This is a genomic window from Caenispirillum salinarum (assembly GCF_044803115.1).
In the GTDB taxonomy this organism is placed as follows: Bacteria; Pseudomonadota; Alphaproteobacteria; order Rhodospirillales; family Rhodospirillaceae; genus Caenispirillum; species Caenispirillum salinarum_A.
This window is the reverse complement of the sequence record NZ_CP085224.1, coordinates 50,966-70,298: the sequence shown is the minus strand read 5'-3', so window position 1 is coordinate 70,298 and position 19,333 is coordinate 50,966. Positions and strand designations below refer to the sequence as shown.

Below are 19,333 nucleotides of genomic sequence, written 5' to 3'. Positions count from 1 at the left end.
CTTGCCGCGCCGTCCCGTCGGGCGCCTCTGACAAAAGAAGTGGGGGTCCGAGGGCTTCCGCCCTCGGCGGGGTTTGGGGCCGGCCCCAAGCGCGGCACGCTTCTTTTCCGGCGCCGGGGGCTTCTGCGCTGCGCGCAAAAGGTTCTTGCCAGGAGCACGGCTCCTTGCGCTCCCGCTTCCTTTTGCGCCGGGCCTTGCCGCGCCGTCCCGTCGGGCGCCGCTGACAGAAGAAGGGGGAGCCCGAGGGCTTCCGCCCTCGGCGGGGTTTGGGGCCGGCCCCAAGCGCGGCACGCTTCCCTTCCGGCGCCGGGGGCTTCTGCGCTGCGCGCAAAAGGTTCTTGCCAGGAGCACGGCTCCTCGCGCTCCCGCTTCCCTTTGCGCCGGGCCTTGCCGCGCCGTCCCGTCGGGCGCCGCTGACAGAAGAAGGGGGAGCCCGAGGGCTTCCGCCCTCAGCGGGGTTTGGGGCCGGCCCCAAGCGCGGCACGCGCTCAACCCGTTCCGCCCCCGGTTCAAACTGCGCGCCTATGACTACAGCCGTAGTTGACGCGGGTTTCGCGATGCCGGAGACTGCGCCGCGAGGGAATGCAAATGCAGTTGAGGGGGTAGCGCCTTGTTGCGCCAAAGCATTGATATGTCACAAAAATGCAGAGAAGGGGGCGAGTCGTGGGCGCGCCCGTGAAGGCGTCCTACACGGTCCCTTGCGCCACGGCCTTCCGGGATGCGGTGGAGGCCCTGGCGCGGCGCAAGGGCGTGAACGCGGCCGACATCGCGCGATCGGTGATGCTGGTGGTGCCGCCGCAGGAGATCGACCGGCACCCGGACCCCGGTGGACCGGCGGCCGACGATCGCGAGACGGTGGTGTTGAAGACCGGCGCCTCGGCGGGGCGTCCGTGGCGGCGGAAGCCGCGGCTTCAGGTGCGCATGGTGCCGGGCATTTCCATCCCGTTTATCCGCAAGGCGCTGGACATCGCGTTGCAGGTGGAGGCCGGCGCGCGCACCATTGATCTGGTGGACCCGGCTGCGCGCCGGCCCCGGAACGGTTCTGCCGCCTCTCCGCCGCCGCCGCAGGACCCGGAGCCGCGCCCTGCGCCCGAACCCCCACCGCCGCCGCCTCCCCCGCCGCCGCCGCCTCCACCGCCGCCTCCGTCACCGGACCCGGCGTTGCTGGAGGAGATCGAGCGGTTGAAGGCGGTCGTTTCGGTGCTGTCGTTCGACCCTCTGCCGGGCGGCGTGACGAGCCGGTCGGAGGCGCTGTACGTGCTGGGCTTCCCGCCGACGGTGCGGCCGGACAAGCACACCCTGCGGGCGCGGTTCCGCATGCTGGCGACCATTTACCACCCCGACGGCCACTTCGGCAGCCACGAGCGCATGGCCCAGATCAACGCGGCCATGGACCTGCTGCGGTAGGGGTGAAGGCCGCTGTGGACGGATTGCCGTCGCGGTCGGCGTGTTGCACCTACGAAAGATGTCGGCGGTCGCCATGGCCGGAATGATGACGCCGCCCTGCCATGACAGCGGGGCGGCGTCGTTCACAATGGCGCCCGATGGCGTTCGCGGAAGGTCAGAGAAGGGGCGCGCCCGCTGCGTCCGTCATCCCGCTGTCGACTTTCATCGTCAGCGTGCCTCCGGCGTTTTCGTAGATTTGGTAGCCGTTCACGGTGTCCTCGCCGACGTGAATCCAGCCGACCGCGTCGTAGGCATCGCTGTTGTCGCCCTCAATGGTGATCTCGCTCCGCCCGCCGGCCAGGTTCTCGATCTGCGTCACGTCCAGCGTGATGGTTTCGATGTTGAAGTTGGTGAAGTCGAGCGTCCCGACGTTGAGGAAACCGGTGGTCGCATCGCCGTTGGTCAGGTCGCCGATATCGAAGGTGCTGTTGTAGTTGCCGATGCCCAGCAGGCCGCTGCTGTTGGCCAAGTCGATGGCGCCGAAGACGTTGAGCGGGTTCTCGGTGTTGATCCAGACGCCAGAACCATGGACGTCGACGGTGACGCCGGACAGAACGTTGATCGTGCCCGCGGGGCCTTCGCCCGCCGGAACGCCGAGGCCCAGCGCGTTGTCATTGGTGAAGAACGTCGTGTCCACTTCCGCGCGGAACGTGCTGAGCGACAGATCCTCGTGCGCCACCACCTCGACATTGCCGGCCGCGCCGGCGCTGTTTGTCGTGGTGAAGGTTGCGTACTCGCTTCTGTACCCATTCTCTCCGCCGGTGTGGGTCAGGCGGATGTCGCCGCCGGCGGTGTCGAGCGTGAGGTCGGAGTACGTCATATCCGCATAACCGACGGTCACGTCCATGCCGGACGTGGATCGCATGGTGACGTTCGCCGTTGAATCAGCGGACAGCGCGGCGACCGCGATCGCGCTGTCCTCAATGGTCAGGTTCACGTCCAAGTCGGCAAGAAGGGCCCCGTTGCCGGTAAGGTTGAGGCCGCTGACTGTCGCGTCGGTACGGAAACCCAGAACGGCTTCATCGAGCATCAGGGCCGCGCCAGGCTGGAAATATGGCGTGGCATCGTCGATCAGCAGCATCCCCTGGCCGCTGATCGCGCCGCCCGTCCAGGAGAAGTCCGTGCCGGCCACCACCCCGGCATACGATCCGGCCAATTGCAGGGTGCCGCCGGAGAAGGAGAATTGGCTGGTCAGGAGACCGGTGCCGGCGCCGAGTTCCAGGGTGCCGGCCGAAAGGGTCGCGCTGTCGATGGGCGCGCCGGTGCCCGTGTCGATCGTCAGGTGGCCGCCGTTGACCGTGAGCGAGGCGCCGCTGTCGCTCGTGAACGTGTCGGTGACGGTCAGGTGCCCGCCGGCGATCGTCAGCGCGCCGCCGATGTTCAGGCCGGCCAGCGTCTGCTGCTGGCTGCCGATCGCCCCGAAGGTGACGTCCGAGGCGGCGGCTATCAGGTTCGCGGTTTCGCCGTCCACCGGCGTCTCGTTCCAGTTCGCCGCGTCTTCCCAGTGCCCGGTCGTTCCGGTCCAGACGGGCTGGTAGTCGGTGGTGACGGTGGTGGTCGTGGTGGTCAGGTGCCCGTCGCCATCCGCGACCTCGACCGTGAAGGTCTCGCCGGCGGGCAGGGTCGCGCCATAGGTCAGGCGTATCGCTTCGATCAGGCTTTCGACGATGCTTGCCGTGGCCCCGGCGGTCAGGTCGATCCGCAGCGACGTCGTCTGGCCGTTTTCGGTCGCGTCGATGGTGCCGATGGGCGAATAGCTGAACTCGACCGTGTAGCCGGGCCCGATTCCCGTCTTCTGGAAGAGGGCCGGATTAGTGGTGTCGATGTCCAGGGTGTCGCCCGTGTTCCAGGCCCCGCTGCGCGTGATGCGCACATACCCGCCGTCGAAATCGGGCGAGGTGTTGTCCACCACGGAGGCCCCCGTGGTCGTAATGCCGCCGACCCCGTCCCGCTCGCGATAAACAGTATCGGGCGTCGTAACCTGCGGGGCGTTGAACACCGTCGTCATCGACGAGTAGTCCACGCCCGATCCCTCGGCCAGGTAGATGGTCCGCGTTCCGTTGGTCAGGGTGCGCCAGACGCCGTCGTACAGGGTCGTGGTGCCGGCATCCGTCCACGAGCCGTCGCCGCGCAGGATGTCGTCGGAATCGCCATCGATGAACAGCGTCTCGCCGGGCAGGGCCAGCGCGTCGAAATCGGCCGTGGTGATCGACAGGCCGGCCGATCCTGCGTCGTCGAGCTTGATGCCTTCAAAGTTGGTGAAGTGCCCCGAGAAATCGGCCAGAGACAGCGTCGGGTCGCGGATGTAGTCGACGTCGGTCTTCAGCATGTCGCGGTCGCCCGCGCCGCCGTCATAGGTGATGAAGCTGCTGCGCGCGTTGAAGGTGATGGTGTCGTTGCCCGCGCCGCCCTGCGCAGTGCCGCTGGCGTATTCCTGGGCGAACTCGATCACGTCGTCGCCGTCGCCGCCGTCGACGTCGCCGCCGTAGACGGTGATGGTGTCGTTGCCCGCGCCGCCGGTGACGGTGGAACTGGTGCTTTCCAGGGCGTCCGTGATGAGGTCGTCGCCGGCACCGCCGTGCAGCGTGTCGACGCCCGCCCCGCCGATCAGGGTGTCGTTGCCGTCGCCGCCCTGGAGCAGATCGTTGCTGCCGCCGCCGTCGAGCCAGTCGGCCCCCGCGCCGCCGATCAGGGTGTCGTTGCCGCTGGACCAGGACTCGCCGTCGCCGAGCAGCGTGTCGTTGCCATCGCCGCCGTCCAGGTAATCGGCGCCGCTTTGCCCGTCCAGCCGGTCGTCGTCGGCGCCGCCGAAGATGTTGTCGGAATCGCCGCCGCCGCGCAGATCGTCGTTGCCGGCGCCGCCGACCAGGATCGTCCCGTCGTACATGCCGCCCAGGTCCAGCAGGTCGGCGCCGTCCGTGCCGACATAGAGGCCGTGGCCGTCGAACGTGCTGACATACACGACCGCGCCGCCGAGGCCGCCGTCGGCACGGGAGAAATAGGTGTCGTCGTCCGTCGCCGTGACCGTCAGGATCGGACCGTCATGGGTGGCGACGACAAGGTTGGGCAGGTTCGACTGGATCTGGTTGGCCAGGACCTGCAGCGCCTGCGTCGCGCCGGTCACGCCGGTCGCCGTGATGCCGATGGCGGCGGCTTCCGCCGGGGTCAGGTCGTAAACGGTTCCGTCGACAGAGACCGACATGGTATCGAGGCTCGGGTCATAGCCGCCGGCGGGGGACGAGAAGTCCCAGGTGGCGCTCATGTGCACGCGGGTGCTGCCCTGCGTCACCCCGAAGGTCCGGGTGGTGGCGCTGGCGTGGTCGTAGACCTGCACGCGCTCAAGCCCCGCCACGTCTTCGACGGTCAGCCGGTCACCCGAGCCGCCAATGGACAGCACCAGATTGCCGTCGACGAGGTCGGCGTTTTCCAGCGCGGACGTCGAGCCGCCGCTGAAGTACACGGTATCCATCCGCCCCGGCGCCGAGGCCAGCACGTCCTGTCCGAATCCGGTGCCGGAATAGAAGATCGTGCCGCCTTCGGTCGAATTGCCATGGATGGTGTCGTTGCCCGGACCGGGCGTGACGCTGCCGCCGCCGGGATAGTCGCCCATGAAGATCAGGTCGTCGCCGAAGCCGCCGCTGACCGATGACTGGCCGCCGACCATGATCTCGGCATTGTTGGAATCAACCCGCCAGCCGGTGTAATCCAGGTCCGTCAGGTACCAGGTGCCCTCGGCCGTCACCAGCTTTTCCACCCGGTTGCCGGCGTACCAGTCCTTGATGCGAATGGTGCTGCCGCTGGAGAAGGTCAGCAGCATGTCGTTGCCGTCCTGGGAGCCGTCCACGGGCAGTCCGACGCCGGCGGCGGACAGGTCGATGGTGTCGTTCTGGCCGGGATCGCCCACGGTGGCGGAATCGGCGACTTCCTCGATGACGTCGTGGCCCCAGGTGGCGGTGGTGTAGGCGTAGGTGTCGTCGCCATTGCCGCCGCGCAGCGTATCGTCGCCCGTCCCGCCGGTGAGGGTGTCGTTGCCGTAGGAGCTGATCAGCAGGTCATTGCCGTCGCCGCCGTCCATGGCGACGGTTCCCATGGCCGCGACGGCGTAAAGCAGGTCGTTTCCGGCATCTCCCGTCAGCGACTGCGCATTCGATGTCTGCTCGGCCAGGACGAGGTCGTTTCCGGCGGAACCGACAGCGCCGCCGGCAAGCAGATAGGTGCCCCCGCCGAAGGTTATCGTCTCGATGCGGCTGTCGACGTGGCCCTGGCTGTAGATGTAGGCGCTTTTGTTGTTGCTGAAGGTCAGGTAGGTGTGGGTGCCGGCGGTGCGGCCGGCGCTGACCAGGAATTCCGCTCCCAGGTCCAGGGTGTCGCTGCCGTTGGCGTCATAGATCTCGGCGGTGCTGTTGGCATCGATCCTGTAGGTGTCGTTGCCGAAGCCGCCGAGCAGCAGGTCGGTTCCGCCGGTGGCCGTCAGCGTGTCGTTGCCTCCGCCGCCGGCCACCATGTCGTCGCCGCCGCCGCCGTTCAGGCTTTCCGCCGCCGACGTCCCGATCAGGAAGTCGTTCAATCCGGTCGCGCCCTGGGTGCTGGTGCGAACGGCATAACTGGTGGGCGACCCGGAATAGCTTTCGACATAGGTCTCGATGCCGTTGCCGGAGCCCTGGTCCGCAACGTGCACCGACGTCCCGTTGGCGAAACGCATGTACATATCGCCGTCGGTGCGGATTTCGGCGTCGATGGGGAAGGTGTGGTAGGGCGCGAGTTGCGCGGCGTCGACGTAGAGGGTGTCGGTCCCCCCGGTGTCCTCGACGAAGCCTTCGATGGCGTCGGCCGAGAAGATGTAGGTGTCGTTGCCTGCGCCGCCCAGCAGGACGTCTTCGCCGGCGGACATGTGCAGCGTGTCGTCGCCGTCGTTGCCGAACAGGACGTCGTCGCCCGTGCCGCCGTTCAGCGTGTCCGCGCTTGCCGTGCCATAGAGGATGTCGTTGCCGCCGGTCGCCGCGCCGCCGTCGCGAATGGTGAACTCGTCGATGATGCCGTCCACCTCGTCGGCGGCGCGCACACGCTCCAGCCTGCCGGCGCCGGTGTGGTTGAGCACCGTCTGCCGGCTGCCGTCCAGGTACTCGGCGACCAGGTCGTCGGCGGCGCCATCGCCGTCGGCATCGGCCAGATAGAGCTTGACGGGCTCATTGCCCGAGGCCTGGGTCAGGTCCAGCGTGTCGGTGCCGCCGGCATCGTCGATGGTGTCGCTGCCCCAGGCGCGGCCGTTGGCGATGTAGGCATAGGTGTCGTCGCCCGTGCCGCCTTCCAGGGTGTCGTCGCCCGCGTCGCCGATGAGGATGTCGTTGCCGCCGCCCGACTGCAGGCGGTTGGCCGCGCCGTTGCCCTTGAGGATGTCGTCGCCGCCGGCCGAGATGACGTGCTCGAAGCCCGAAATGCGGTCGCTGTCGATGTCGGGGCCGCTGGCGGTGCCCAGCCGCAAGTCCACCGTCACGCCGCTGCCGGCGCTTGTGTAGACCAGCACGTCGTCGGCGCTGTCGTCGGCGCCACCCTCGTCGCCGCCATAATAGACGTCGTTGCCGCGGCCCGAGCCGCCGACCACCGTGTCGGCGCCGGCTCCGCCGTAGACGGTGTCGTCGCCGTCGTTGGACTGCAGGTAGTCGCCGCCGCCGCCGCCGTAGATGATGTCGTTGCCGCTGCCGGTGGTGACGGTGTCAGTGCTGCTGCTGCCGAAGACGCGGTAGGCCTTGGTGCTGTCCGCCGCGTTGAAGGTGCCGCTGACGGTAATTTCCTCGAACGGCGGGGGCGCGAGGACCGTGTTGTCGTCTTCCACCAGGCCGCTGTCGACGATCTGGTCGTCGTCATCGTCGTCGTCATCGCCGGTGTTTCCGGTGCCGGACTGGACGTTGTCCGGCGCCAGGATGATCGGTGTCGCCGGCTGGGGATCGCCGGGAGGCATCGGCGGCAGGCCGGCGGCCTCCCGGATTTCCTTGTTACCGAGGACGACCCGGATGATCTGCTCGACCAGACTCTGCTCCAGGGCCGGGCCGTCGGGGTCCAGGTTCGGGTTCAACTCGTCGGGCTTGCCGCCCTCGGGCGCCTGCTGCTTCTCCGGCGGCTCCTCGTTCTGGTTCTGCGACGGCAGGTAGCGCAGAGCCGTGTTGACGCCGCTGTCCTCGAAGTACTCGCGCGTGACCTGGAAGCTCTGCGTTTCCTCCTGCGACGGGCCCGTCAGCACGTTGCGGCCGGAAATCTGCACCACGCGGAAACCGGTGAACACCTGGTTGATGACCTGGGTGCTGCCCTGGAAGGTGGTGACGACGATCTCGCCCGAATCGAGAAGCGAGACCTCCATGCGCAGGTCTTCCTCGCCGTCGCCGTCGGTGTCGGCGCCCAGGACCTTGATGACGCCCTTGGTGCCGCGGATGCCGATGGTGGCGACCGGCGTGTTCACCTGCATGGCGTCGGGGCCGCTCTTGGCGATCTGGCCGGAGACGAAGCTGAACACGCCCGAGACCAGCGAGAACTGGCTGGAGCCGTCGCCGCCGTCGGGGTCGTAGATCATTTCGTCGAGCACCATGCGGCCGTCGGCGCCCAGCGACATCTCGGTGTTGTCGACGAAGGTGATGCCCACCGCGCCGTCGGCGCCGGTTTCCAGCACGTCGCCCTGGAACACCTCGTCGCCGGACTGCAGGCGCACGCGGGTGCCGTCGGCGCGGGTGGCGAAGACCTCGCCGTCCATGCGGGTGACGGTGCCGATGGCCTCGGCCGCCTGGGCCAGTTGCTCGCCGGCCTGGGCCACCTGGCCCGGCGCGCGCGGGCCGGCCAGGGCCGAGGCCAGGTTGCCGGAGATGGTCATGGCGCCGGGGCCGTTCAGGTCCGGCGGCGTCTGCATGGCGAAATAGTCGGTCAGCAGGACCTTTTCGCCGTCGGGGCCGACGATCATCAGGTCGGGGCCCAGGCGCATGTACTGGCCCTGCGTCAGAAGCCCCGGGTTGTCGATGACGATGGCACCGTCCCGCGCGTCGATGACGGTCGCGTCATCGGCGTTGACGAACGACTGGTTGCCGGCCGTCGCGGCCGCGACGTCCCCCCGAACGATCCCCATGCTCGGCCCCCGAGAAAATACCGATCCGTTCCGCGACCCCCGCCTTGGCGAGGGGGAGTCGAAAGAGTTATACCCTGCGAAATTGACTTAGGCACCCTTGCAAGTCAACCTCCGCGCGCTTTGGCCCCGTCTTTCATATCGTTGGCGCGAGCGCCGGGTCCGGCGTCCACACTGGAAAGCGGCACCATGAACCTGCTGTTCGTCCATCAGAACTGTCCCGGCCAGTTCAGGCACCTGGTGCGCGACCTGCTGGACGAGGGCGGCCATCGAGTCGTCTTCATCGGGCAGCCGAACACGGCGCGCGTTCCGGGGCTGGAGCGGCTGGACTACCGGCCGGCGCGCGGGCCGGGGAGCGGACTCCATCCATGGCTGCGCGACACCGACGCGGCGGTTCGCAACGGCCAAGCGGTGGCGCGGCTGGCGCTCGACCTCAAGCGCCGGGGCTTCGTGCCCGACGTCATGGTCGGCCACAACGGCTGGGGAGAGACGCTCTACCTCAAGGACGTCTGGCCGGACCGGCCGCTTTTGTCCTACTTCGAGTTCTTTTATTCCGCCACCGGATCGGACCTGGATTTCGACCCGGAATTCCCGCCCAGCCTGGATGACCGGTGCCGTGCGCGCACGCGCAATGCCGTCAACCTGCTGGGCCTGGCGGCCGCCGACCGGGGCCTGTCGCCGACGGAATGGCAGCGCCGCCAGTACCCGGCGCCGTTTCGGAACCGTATCGAGGTCGTCCACGAGGGCGTCGACACCCGGACGGTGGCGCCCGACCCCGCCGCGACGCTGACCTTCGGGCGCGACGGCCTGACCCTGACGCGCGCCGACGAGGTGATCACGTTTTCGGTTCGCAACCTGGAGCCCTATCGGGGCTTCCACGTGTTCATGCGGGCCCTGCCGGACATCCTGCGCCGGCGGCCCAAGGCGCACGTCGTCTTCGTGGGCGGCGACGATGTGTCCTACGGCCGCCGCCCGCCGGACGGGCGGAGCTGGCGCCAGGTGATGCTGGCGGAACTGGCGGGCCGGCTGGACATGACGCGGCTTCACTTCCTGGGGCGCATTCCCTATGCCAGCTACCTGCGGGTCCTGCAGGTGAGCCAGGCGCATGTCTATCTGACGTACCCCTTCGTGCTCAGCTGGTCCATGCTGGAGGCCATGAGCGCGGGATGCGCCGTCATCGGCTCGCGCACCGCTCCGGTGGAGGAAGTGCTTGAAGACGGCCGCAACGGGTTGCTGGTGGACTTCCACGACCCGGCGGCGATCGCCGACCGAATCGATGCGGTTCTCGACCATCCCGACCGGATGGCTGAGTTGCGTCGTGCGGCGCGGGCAACCATCATATCGCGGTACGACCTCGACAGGGTGACGCTGCCCGCCCAGCGGCGGCTGCTGGCCCGGATGGCGGCCGGAGGAGAATAAAACACATACAGAATGTAGTTCGTGATTAAATCACACCAAATTTGTGTTGCGTCGTGCGGCTCCATGGCTGACACTGCGCCCACGTCGCATTCCAAGACCTGAGGAAGATGCCTTGTCCGCGCACGCCCGCCTGACCCACCTGCAACGCCTGGAAGCTGAAAGCATCCACATCATCCGCGAGGTGGCGGCCCAGTTCCGCAACCCGGTGATGCTGTATTCCATCGGCAAGGACTCCGGCGTCATGCTGCACCTTGCCATGAAGGCGTTCTATCCCTCCAAGCCACCGTTCCCGCTTCTGCATGTGGACACCACGTGGAAGTTCCGGGAAATGACCCGGTTCCGCGACCAGATCGCCAAGGACCTGGGGCTGGACCTGATCGTGCACATCAACCAGGAAGGCGTGGAGCAGGGCATCGGGCCCTTCACCCACGGGTCGGCGGTGCACACCGACGTGATGAAGACGCAGAGCCTCAAGCAGGCGCTGGACAAGTACCAGTTCGACGCGGCCTTCGGCGGCGCCCGGCGCGACGAGGAAAAGTCCCGCGCCAAGGAGCGCATCTTTTCCTTCCGCACGTCCACCCACCGCTGGGACCCCAAGAACCAGCGGCCCGAGCTGTGGAACCTGTACAACGGCCGCATCAACAAGGGCGAGAGCATCCGCGTCTTCCCCCTGTCCAACTGGACCGAGCTGGACATCTGGCAGTACATCTACCAGGAGAACATCCCGGTGGTGCCGCTGTACTTGGCCAAGCCGCGCCCCGTGGTGCAGCGCGACGGCACCTGGATCATGGTCGACGACGACCGCATGCCGCTGGAGCCGGGCGAGACGCCGGAACAGCGCTGGGTGCGCTTCCGCACGCTGGGCTGCTATCCGCTGACCGGCGCGGTGGAAAGCCGGGCGGCCACCCTGCCCGAGATCATCCGCGAGATGCTGCTGGCGACCACCAGCGAACGCCAGGGCCGCGTCATCGACAAGGACGCCGGCGCCTCCATGGAAGCCAAGAAGCAGGAAGGCTACTTCTGATGCCCGACGCCCGCGATATCGTCGACCTGACCCCGGAAGAGGCCGAGGCCGCCCACCGCGAGGCCGTCGCCGAGGTGGAGGAGTACCTGCGCGGCCAGGAAAGCAAGGACCTGCTGCGCTTCATCACCTGCGGTTCGGTGGACGACGGCAAGTCGACCCTGATCGGCCGGCTGCTCTATGACTGCAAGCTTCTGTTCGAGGACCAACTGGCCTCGCTGACGGCCGAAAGCGCCCGCTTCGGCACCACCGGCGAGGGCGAGCTGGACATGGCCCTGCTGGTCGACGGCCTGGCCGCCGAGCGCGAGCAGGGCATCACCATCGACGTGGCGTACCGCTTCTTCACCACCGACAAGCGCAAGTTCATCGTCGCCGACACTCCGGGCCACGAGCAGTACACCCGCAACATGGCCACCGGCGCCTCCACCGCCGAGGCCGCCGTGCTGCTGGTGGACGCCCGCAACGGCGTCGTCACCCAGACGCGGCGCCACAGCTTCATCGTGTCGCTTCTCGGGCTCAAGCATGTGGTGGTCGCCGTCAACAAGATGGACCTGGTGGACTGGAGCCAGGAAACCTTCGAGAAGATCGCCGCCGACTACCGCACCTTCGCCGGTCAGCTCGGCATCGAGCATGTCACCTGCGTGCCCGTCTCGGCGCTGACCGGCGACAACGTCAGCCAGCCCTCGGCGAAGATGCCCTGGTACGACGGCCCGACGCTGCTGGGCCAGCTAGAGTCGCTGGAGGTTCTGTCGGATGCGGTCGCCAAGCCCTTCCGCATGGCGGTTCAGTGGGTCAACCGCCCGCACCTGGACTTCCGCGGCTACTCCGGCACCATCGCCGGCGGCACGGTCAGGCCCGGCGACACGGTGGCGATCCTGCCCGGCGGCAGGACCACCACGGTGACCCGCGTCGTCACCCATGACGGCGACCTGGACGAGGCCATCGCCGGCCAGGCGGTGACGCTGACGCTGGCCGAGGAGATCGACATCAGCCGCGGCGACGTCATCGCGGCGGCGGAAGCCCGGCCGGAGGTCGCCGACCAGTTCGCCGCCCATATGGTGTGGATGGGCGAGAAGCCCCTGCTGCCGGGGCGGCCCTACATCCTGCGCGCCGGCACCACCAGCGTCGGCGCCCAGGTGACGGAGCTGAAGTACGCCATCAACGTCAACACGCTGGAACACACCGCGGCCAAGCACCTGGACCTGAACACGGTGGCGGTGTGCAACTTGGCGCTCGACCACGCCATCCCCTTCGATCCCTACAAGGAGAACCGCGAGACCGGCGGCTTCATCCTGGTGGACCGGCTGACCAACGCCACCGTCGCCTGCGGCATGATCGACTTCGCCCTGCGGCGGGCATCGAACATCCACTGGCAGCAGATGAAGGTGGACAAGGCGGTTCGCGCCGCCGCCAAGGGGCAGCGGCCGTGCGTGCTGTGGTTCACGGGGCTGTCGGGCTCGGGCAAGTCGACGGTGGCCGACCTGGTGGAGCAGGAACTGGCCAAGCGCAACCGGCACACCATGACGCTGGACGGCGACAACGTGCGCCACGGGCTGAACCGCGACCTGGGCTTCACCGACGAGGACCGGGTGGAAAACGTCCGCCGCGTCGGCGAGGTCTCGCGCCTGATGGTCGAGGCCGGGCTGATCGTGCTGGTCAGCTTCATCTCGCCCTTCCGCAGCGAGCGCCGCATGGCGCGCGACCTGATGGAGGACGGCGAGTTCCTGGAGGTCTTCGTGGACACCCCGCTGGAGGTCTGCGAAAGCCGCGACCCCAAGGGCCTCTACAAGAAGGCTCGCGCCGGCCAGTTGCCCAACTTCACCGGCATCGGCAGCCCCTACGAGCCGCCGGAAAACCCGGAACTGCGCCTGTCCGCCGGCGAGGAGACGCCCGAGCAACTGGCGGCGCGCGTCATCGCGCTGCTGGAGGAGAAGGGCTTCATCTGATCGGCCTTGCCAGTCCGTCACCCGTCCCTGTTTAATGCCGGCCGCTAAAGGTCGCGGAAACGGGGACGGTGATGGGGCTTGGGAAGCATTGGCGGAAGATCGCCTGCACGCTGTCGGGCGGCGAGTTGATCCGCCAGGCAAGGATCGGCGAGACCTGCGCGCGGGTGCCGGTGCATCGCGACGGCTCGGTGCTTCATGCCTTCCGCGAACCCTGGATGAACACCCTGCTGCCGCGCCTGCTGGAGGGCGCGGAGCGGCCGGAGGTGATTGACGTCGGCGCCAACATCGGCCAGTTCCTGGTGGCCCTGCGCGCCTGCCGCCCCGATGCCCGCTACGCCGGGTTCGAGCCAAACGCCCGCAACTACGGCTACCTGCAGCGCCTGATCGCCCTGAACGGCTGGCCGGACGTGGACGCCTTTCCCGTCGCGCTCTCGGAAAGCTTCGGCGTCGCCAATCTGGGCGTGCGGAAGGAAAGCTTCGACGTCTTCGCGTCGCTGGCCCACGACGTCCACGACGCCGGTTTCTTCCGGCGCACCCAGTCGGTGTTGATGACCACCGGCGACTCCATGGTCGAGGCCCTGGGGATGGAGCGCGTGCGGCTTTTGAAAGTGGACGTTGAAGGCGCGGAGCTTGAGGTTTTGCGCGGGTTCGGCAGGACGCTCGCCGCCCATGCCCCCTATGTCGTCTTCGAAATGCTGCCGGCCGCGCCGGACGCCGGCGAGGAGGATCGCCGCGTGGCGCGGGCGCGCGACCTGATGGCCCTGCTGGGCGGCATGGGCTACCGCTTCCGGCCGATCACCGACGCCGGGCTGGATGAGCCGCGCGAGACGGTCGACCCCCGGACCATCGCGCGGCCCGAGGACGCCAACCTTCTCGCCGTGCCCGCCGGCCGGGACCTGGCCTGACCGGCGTGGGGGGCGCCGCCCCCCTCAACCCTCGTAGTGCTTGGGCTCAACGATTGTGAAGCTGGAGGTGTCGCTTTTCGGGCGCTCGCCCTCCAACTGCTTGCCGGTGACCATGTAATAGGTCATTTCCGCCAGATTGGTGGCCTGGTCGCCGATGCGCTCCAGGTTCTTGGCGACGAACAGCAGATGGGTGCACGGCGTGATGTTGCGCGTGTCTTCCATCATGTAGGTCAGCAGCTCGCGGAACAGGCTGGAGTAGAAGTCGTCCACCTCGCTGTCGCGGTTCCACACCTCGACCGCGCGCTCGACGTCTCGGCGCAGCAGGGCGTCGACGGCCTGCTTGAGCATCTCCAGCACCAGCCAGCCCATGCGCACGGCCGACTTGACCGGCGGCACGGCCGGGCCTTCGTGCAGAACGTGGACGCGCTTGGCGGTGGACGCCGCGTGGTCGGCGATGCGCTCCAGCGTGGAGGCGGCCTTCAGCGACTGGATGATGGTGCGCAGGTCGTCGGCCACCGGCTGGCGCAGGGCCAGCATGCGGATGGCCTCTTCCTCCACCTGCATGTGGACGTCGTCCACCTGCGTGTCGTCCTCGATCACCCGCTTGGCCTTTTCCTCGTCGCCGTCGAGGATGGACTGCAGGGCGTCGGCCAGTTGCGTCTCGGCCAGGCCGCCCATGCGGGCGATGTGTTCGTTCAGGCGCGCGAGTTCCTCGTCGAAGGCGCGGACGGTATGCGGATCACCAACGGGCATTCCGGGACATCTCCCCTGGAGAACAGGACCTCGGCCGCCCAAAGGGCGACCCATTCATACGCGACGACGATGCAATCGCCGTCGCTGCGTTCATGCGGCGCGCAGCCTCACGCGCCGTGGGGCGCGGCGGCCGGTCGGCCTTGCCGGGCAACGAGTGGACGATTTCAGGTGTCGCCCGGTGTTCATTTGATTTCAGGTTTACCGTAAAACGCCGGTCACGAAAGTTAAACTTTATCGCCACGGCTTGGGATTTCCGGCACCGGCGGCGGCGACAGGGGCAGATAGACGGTAAACGTCGACCCTTCGCCGACGGTGCTCTCGATGGTCAGGGCGCCCCTGTGGCGGGCGACGATGTGCTTGACGATCGCAAGGCCCAGGCCCGTGCCGCCCAACTGCCGGGAGCGCGCCGTGTCCACGCGGTAGAAACGTTCCGTCAGGCGCGGAAGATGCTCTTTCGGGATGCCGTCGCTCCGGTCGCGCACCGACACCCGCAGGCACGGCCCCCGGCTGGCGGCGGGCATGGAGGCCGGGCCGCGCGGCACGGGAACGGCGGTGACGTCCACCGCCGTCTCGCCGCGGCCGTATTTCAAGGCGTTGGCGAGAAGGTTCTGGAAGACCTGGCTTAGTTCGTTGGGCTCGCCGGGAACGTTGGGCAGGTCGCCGGGCATGCGGATGTCGATGCGCATGGACCGCTTCGCCGCCTGCGGCTCCAGCCCCTCGGCCACGCGCTCGACGATGTCGCGGACGTCGGCCGTGCCGGTGGGCGGCGTGTGCTCGTGCAACTCGATGCGCGAGAGGCTGAGCAGGTCCTCGATCAGCCGCGACATGCGCTCGGCCTGCGCCTGCATGATCGCCAGGAACCGTTCCTGCGCTTCCGTGTCGTCCCTGGCCGGGCCGCGCAGGGTCTCGATGAAGCCGACAAGGCTGGCGAGCGGCGTGCGCAACTCGTGGCTGGCGTTGGCGACGAAGTCGGCGCGCATTTCCTCCATGCGCACCAGGGCGGTGATGTCGTGCAGGATCATCAGCACCCGCGCGCCGTTCATGGCGGGACCGGGCAGCGGTTCGACCACCAGGGTGAAGGTGCGCTCCGTCGGACCGGCGATGGTGTACTGCAACTGCCGGCCGACGCCGCCGTCCAGCACCGCGCCCACGGCCTCCAGAACGTCGGGCGCGCGGATGACGGTGGCCAGGTTGGCCTCGCGCGCTTCGCGGCCGGCGAACCGCCGCGCCGCCAGGTTGGCCCAGGTTACGCGGCGTTCCTCGTCGATCATGAACAGCGGTTGCGGCAGGCTGTCGAGCACGCTTTCCGTCGCCCGGGCCGAGGCTTCCGCCCGATTCCAGCGCCCGCCCCAGTGCCGCGCCAGCTGGGCGGCGGCGGCCGTGGTCTCGCGGGCGGCGTCCGACCAGTGCATGGGCGGCGCCGGAGGCGGCGCGGCGGTGCCCTCGGCCACCAAGCGGCGGATGTAGTTGACGGCGGAATAGACGTCGCCGGCGAACAGCCGCACCAGCAGCATCGAGCCGGCGAACACCATCAGCCCGTAGCCCACCGCCGGAACGACGGTCAGCTGCCCCGAAACCACCATCAGGATGAACGCCAGCGCCGACGGCGTGCACAGCAGCGCCGACAGCTTGACGACGCGCCCGAAGGGGGCGGGCGCGCGGCGTGCTGGCGGCTGGTCGGGCATCTGCATGATGGTCGGTTCGCCGCTGGCGTCCTCTTCCTCGTGCGGGTGCGCGGCCGTCGCCCCGGTTGCCGGAGCCCGTTCGGGGCCGCCGCCCGCATCCGGCGCCGTCACCGGCGCCGGACGGTCGGTCGACCTCACCGTTTCAGCGCGTCATGGGCGGCCAGCACCGCCATGTGCACCATGTCGGAGACGGTCGCGTCCATGTTGACGATCTGCGCGGGCTTGGACAGGCCCATGAGCACCGGCCCGATCACCGTGCCGCCGCCCAGCTTCTGCAACAGCTTGTAGGAGATGTTGGCCGAATGCAGCCCCGGCATCAGCAGCACGTTGGCCGGCCCGGACAGGCGGCAGAACGGATACTTTTCCTGAAGCTCGGCATCCATGGCCGTGTCGGCGCCCATCTCGCCGTCGTACTCGAAGTCGACGCCGCGGCGGTCCAGTTCGGCGACGGCCATGCGGACATGGCCCGGAACCTCGCCCTCGGGGTTGCCGAAGTTGGAGTACGACAACAGCGCCACGCGCGGCTCGTGCCCCATCTGGCGCGCCTTCTCCGAGGTCTGCACGGCGATGTCGGCCAGTTGCTGGGGCGTCGGCGTCTCGTGCACCGTGGTGTCGGCGATGAACACCGTCCGCCCGCGCGCCACCACGACGGTCAGGCCGAAGACAAGGCTCTGATCGTCGGGGTCGATGACGCGCTGGATCTCGGTGAAGGCCTGGTAGTAGCTGCGGGTCAGGCCGGTGACCATGGCATTGGCATCGCCCAGCGCCACCATCAGCGCGGCGAAGATGTTGCGGTCCTGGTTCACCATGCGCTGGGCGTCGCGGTACAGCGCGCCTTTCCGCTGCAAGCGCTTGTACAGGTATTCGGTATAGAGGGTGTTGCGGTCCGACAGCCGCGCGTTGACGATCTCCAGCCCCTGCGCCGCACCTGACAGCCCCAGCTGCTTGAGGGTGTCGTGGATGATCTCCTCGCGGCCCACCAGGATGGCCTGGCCGTAGCCGGCGTTGCGGTAGGCGAGCGCCGCACGGATCGACTTTTCCTCCTCGCCCTCGGCGAACACCACCCGCTGCGGGTTGGCCGAGACCTCTTCGGCGATGGCCTGCAGGCTGGCGGCGGTGGGGTCCAGGCGGGCCGACAGTTCGTGCTTGTAGCCGTCGATGTCGATGATCGGGCGCTGCGCCACGCCGGTGTCCATGGCCGCCTGCGCCACATAGGGCGGGATGGTGTAGATCAGGCGCGGGTCGAAGGGCACGGGGATGATGTATTCCGGCCCGAACCGCAGCTTGCGGCCCGAGTAGGCGGCCGCCACCTCGTCGGGCACGTCCTCGCGCGCCAGGCTGGCGATGGCCTTGGCGGCGGCAATCTTCATGGCCTCGTTGATGGTGGTCGCGCGGACATCCAGCGCGCCGCGGAAAATGTAGGGGAAGCCCAGAACGTTGTTGATCTGGTTGGGATAGTCCGACCGGCCTGTCGCCATGATGGCGTCGGTGCGCACGGTCGCGACCTCTTCCGGGGTGATCTCGGGGTCGGGGTTGGCCATGGCGAAGATGATGGGGTTCTTCGCCATGCCGGCGACCATTTCCGGCGTCACCGCGCCCTTGACCGACAGGCCGAAGAAGACGTCCGCGCCCTCCATGGCCTCTTCCAGGCTGCGCAGGTCGGTCTCGATGGCGTGGGCGCTCTTCCACTGGTTCAGGTTGTCGCGGCCCTTGTGGATGACGCCCTTGGTGTCGCACAGGATGACGTTGTCATGCGGCATCCCCATGGCCTTGACCAGTTCCACGCAGGCAATCGCGGCGGCACCCGCGCCGTTGACGACAAGACGAGTGTCGGCGATGTCGCGGCCGGTCATTTCCAGGGCGTTGATCAGGCCGGCGGCGGCGATGATGGCCGTGCCGTGCTGGTCGTCGTGGAAGACGGGAATGTCCATCAGCTCGCGCAGCTGCTGCTCGATGATGAAGCATTCCGGCGCCTTGATGTCCTCCAGGTTGATGCCGCCGAAGGAGGGGCCCAGGAAGCGCACGCAGTTGATGAACTCGTCCACGTCGCGGGTGTCGACCTCCAGGTCGATGCCGTCGACGTCGGCGAACTTCTTGAACAGGACGGCCTTGCCCTCCATCACCGGCTTGGACGCCAGCGCGCCCAGGTCGCCCAGGCCCAGCACGGCCGTGCCGTTGGAGATGACCGCCACAAGGTTGCCCTTGGCGGTGTAGTCGTAGGCCAGCGTCGGGTCGCGGGCGATTTCCTTGCAGGGGGCCGCCACGCCGGGCGAGTAGGCCAGCGACAGGTCCCGCTGGGTGGTCAGCGGCTTGGTCGGCGTGATCTCGATCTTGCCCGGCCGCCCGGAGGCGTGCATCAGCAGGCTTTCGTGTTCGATGTTCTTGCGGCTTTGCTTGCTGCTTGCTTCGTCGGACATGATGCGGACCGTTTCCCCGATAAGGCGCGGCCCCGGGGATCGTCCCGGATGCCGCGCCGCGTGTTCGAACCGATGGTGCTGAGTGAAGGAGGGCGCGGCGGACGTCAGTCCGTCTTCACCTCGCCCTCGTGCAAGTGGATGTTGCTGGCGTTGTGCTGGCGCAGGACCTCGCGTGCCTTGGCCTCGAACTCGGGATTGTCGCCGACGAAGACCCACAGCGCCACGGCGCCCGCCTCCAGCTCGCGGGCGAATTCCTCGGTGTCGGGCAGGCTGGTGACCTCGTTCACCAGGTCGCGCACGGCGGCGACGCCGACGCCCGCGCCCACCAGGGCGGCGATGGCGGCCCCCGTCGGGCCCGAGGCGACGGCGATGAGACCCGCACCCACGAGCGGCACCTCGTACCGCCATTCCGTCAGCAGGGGCAGCAGGCGCTCGCGCAGGGACAGTTCGGAGGACTGGTCGCCCACGTCGATGGACTCGTGGCTGGTCAGAAGCGACAGGTCGGTCCGGTCGAAGCCGGACGCCCGCAGGTCCTTGATGGCGCCTTCGAGATCGGCGCGGTCGGCGAACAGGCCGACGACCTCGCGTTTGATCGTCGGCGCGGGATTTGTGTCGGACAAAGGACTTGTTCCCGTG

At 68.2% G+C, this 19,333-nt stretch carries 10 protein-coding genes; 5 read left to right on the top strand and 5 right to left on the bottom strand.

The window, feature by feature from the left end; all coding sequences use genetic code 11:
• Positions 1-663: 663 nt before the first annotated feature.
• Positions 664-1,407, top strand: a complete 744-nt coding sequence (locus LG334_RS00300) for a J domain-containing protein (RefSeq protein WP_404382176.1) — start codon at positions 664-666, stop codon at positions 1,405-1,407.
• A 154-nt stretch (positions 1,408-1,561) separates the two neighbouring features.
• On the opposite strand, the gene LG334_RS00295 is transcribed toward LG334_RS00300, so the two are convergent.
• Positions 1,562-8,554: a FecR domain-containing protein gene (locus tag LG334_RS00295; RefSeq protein WP_404382174.1), complete on the bottom strand. Its 6,993-nt coding sequence runs from the start codon at positions 8,552-8,554 to the stop codon at positions 1,562-1,564.
• Between the two features lie 186 nt (positions 8,555-8,740).
• Between LG334_RS00295 and LG334_RS00290 the strand changes: the two genes are divergently transcribed.
• From LG334_RS00290 to LG334_RS00275, 4 genes are all read left to right on the top strand, one after another.
• The gene (locus tag LG334_RS00290) at positions 8,741-9,970 is read left to right on the top strand and encodes a glycosyltransferase family 4 protein (RefSeq protein WP_404382172.1); all 1,230 of its coding nucleotides are present in this window, start codon (positions 8,741-8,743) and stop codon (positions 9,968-9,970) included.
• 130 nt (positions 9,971-10,100) lie between these two features.
• Complete coding sequence (gene cysD / locus LG334_RS00285) at positions 10,101-10,994, top strand: sulfate adenylyltransferase subunit CysD (RefSeq protein WP_404386440.1); 894 nt, start codon at positions 10,101-10,103, stop codon at positions 10,992-10,994.
• A complete protein-coding gene (cysN, locus tag LG334_RS00280) occupies positions 10,994-12,937 on the top strand; it encodes a sulfate adenylyltransferase subunit CysN (RefSeq protein WP_404382170.1) in 1,944 nt (647 codons plus the stop codon). The genes cysD and cysN overlap by 1 nt, the downstream gene beginning before the upstream one ends.
• A 71-nt stretch (positions 12,938-13,008) precedes the next feature.
• Positions 13,009-13,842, top strand: a complete 834-nt coding sequence (locus LG334_RS00275; RefSeq protein WP_404382168.1) for an FkbM family methyltransferase — start codon at positions 13,009-13,011, stop codon at positions 13,840-13,842.
• A 24-nt stretch (positions 13,843-13,866) separates the two neighbouring features.
• On the opposite strand, the gene phoU is transcribed toward LG334_RS00275, so the two are convergent.
• From phoU to LG334_RS00255, 4 genes are all read right to left on the bottom strand, one after another.
• The gene (phoU, locus tag LG334_RS00270; protein ID WP_404382166.1) at positions 13,867-14,595 is read right to left on the bottom strand and encodes a phosphate signaling complex protein PhoU; all 729 of its coding nucleotides are present in this window, start codon (positions 14,593-14,595) and stop codon (positions 13,867-13,869) included.
• Between the two features lie 224 nt (positions 14,596-14,819).
• On the bottom strand, positions 14,820-16,280 hold the full coding sequence (locus LG334_RS00265) for an ATP-binding protein (RefSeq protein ID WP_404386438.1): 1,461 nt from the start codon (positions 16,278-16,280) through the stop codon (positions 14,820-14,822).
• 134 nt (positions 16,281-16,414) lie between these two features.
• A complete protein-coding gene (locus LG334_RS00260) occupies positions 16,415-18,697 on the bottom strand; it encodes an NADP-dependent malic enzyme (protein ID WP_404382164.1) in 2,283 nt (760 codons plus the stop codon).
• Positions 18,698-18,801: 104 nt separating this feature from the next.
• Positions 18,802-19,317, bottom strand: coding sequence for a hypothetical protein (locus LG334_RS00255; protein WP_404382162.1), 516 nt, complete (start codon positions 19,315-19,317; stop codon positions 18,802-18,804).
• Positions 19,318-19,333: the final 16 nt, after the last annotated feature.

Coding starts and splice junctions, on each gene's coding strand:
- LG334_RS00295 (WP_404382174.1), bottom strand. CDS start 8,554: ATGGGGATCGTTCGGGGGGACGTCGCGGCCGCGACGGCCGGCAACCAG.
- LG334_RS00290 (WP_404382172.1), top strand. CDS start 8,741: ATGAACCTGCTGTTCGTCCATCAGAACTGTCCCGGCCAGTTCAGGCAC.
- cysN (WP_404382170.1), top strand. CDS start 10,994: ATGCCCGACGCCCGCGATATCGTCGACCTGACCCCGGAAGAGGCCGAG.
- LG334_RS00275 (WP_404382168.1), top strand. CDS start 13,009: ATGGGGCTTGGGAAGCATTGGCGGAAGATCGCCTGCACGCTGTCGGGC.
- phoU (WP_404382166.1), bottom strand. CDS start 14,595: ATGCCCGTTGGTGATCCGCATACCGTCCGCGCCTTCGACGAGGAACTC.
- LG334_RS00265 (WP_404386438.1), bottom strand. CDS start 16,280: ATGCCCGACCAGCCGCCAGCACGCCGCGCGCCCGCCCCCTTCGGGCGC.
- LG334_RS00260 (WP_404382164.1), bottom strand. CDS start 18,697: ATGTCCGACGAAGCAAGCAGCAAGCAAAGCCGCAAGAACATCGAACAC.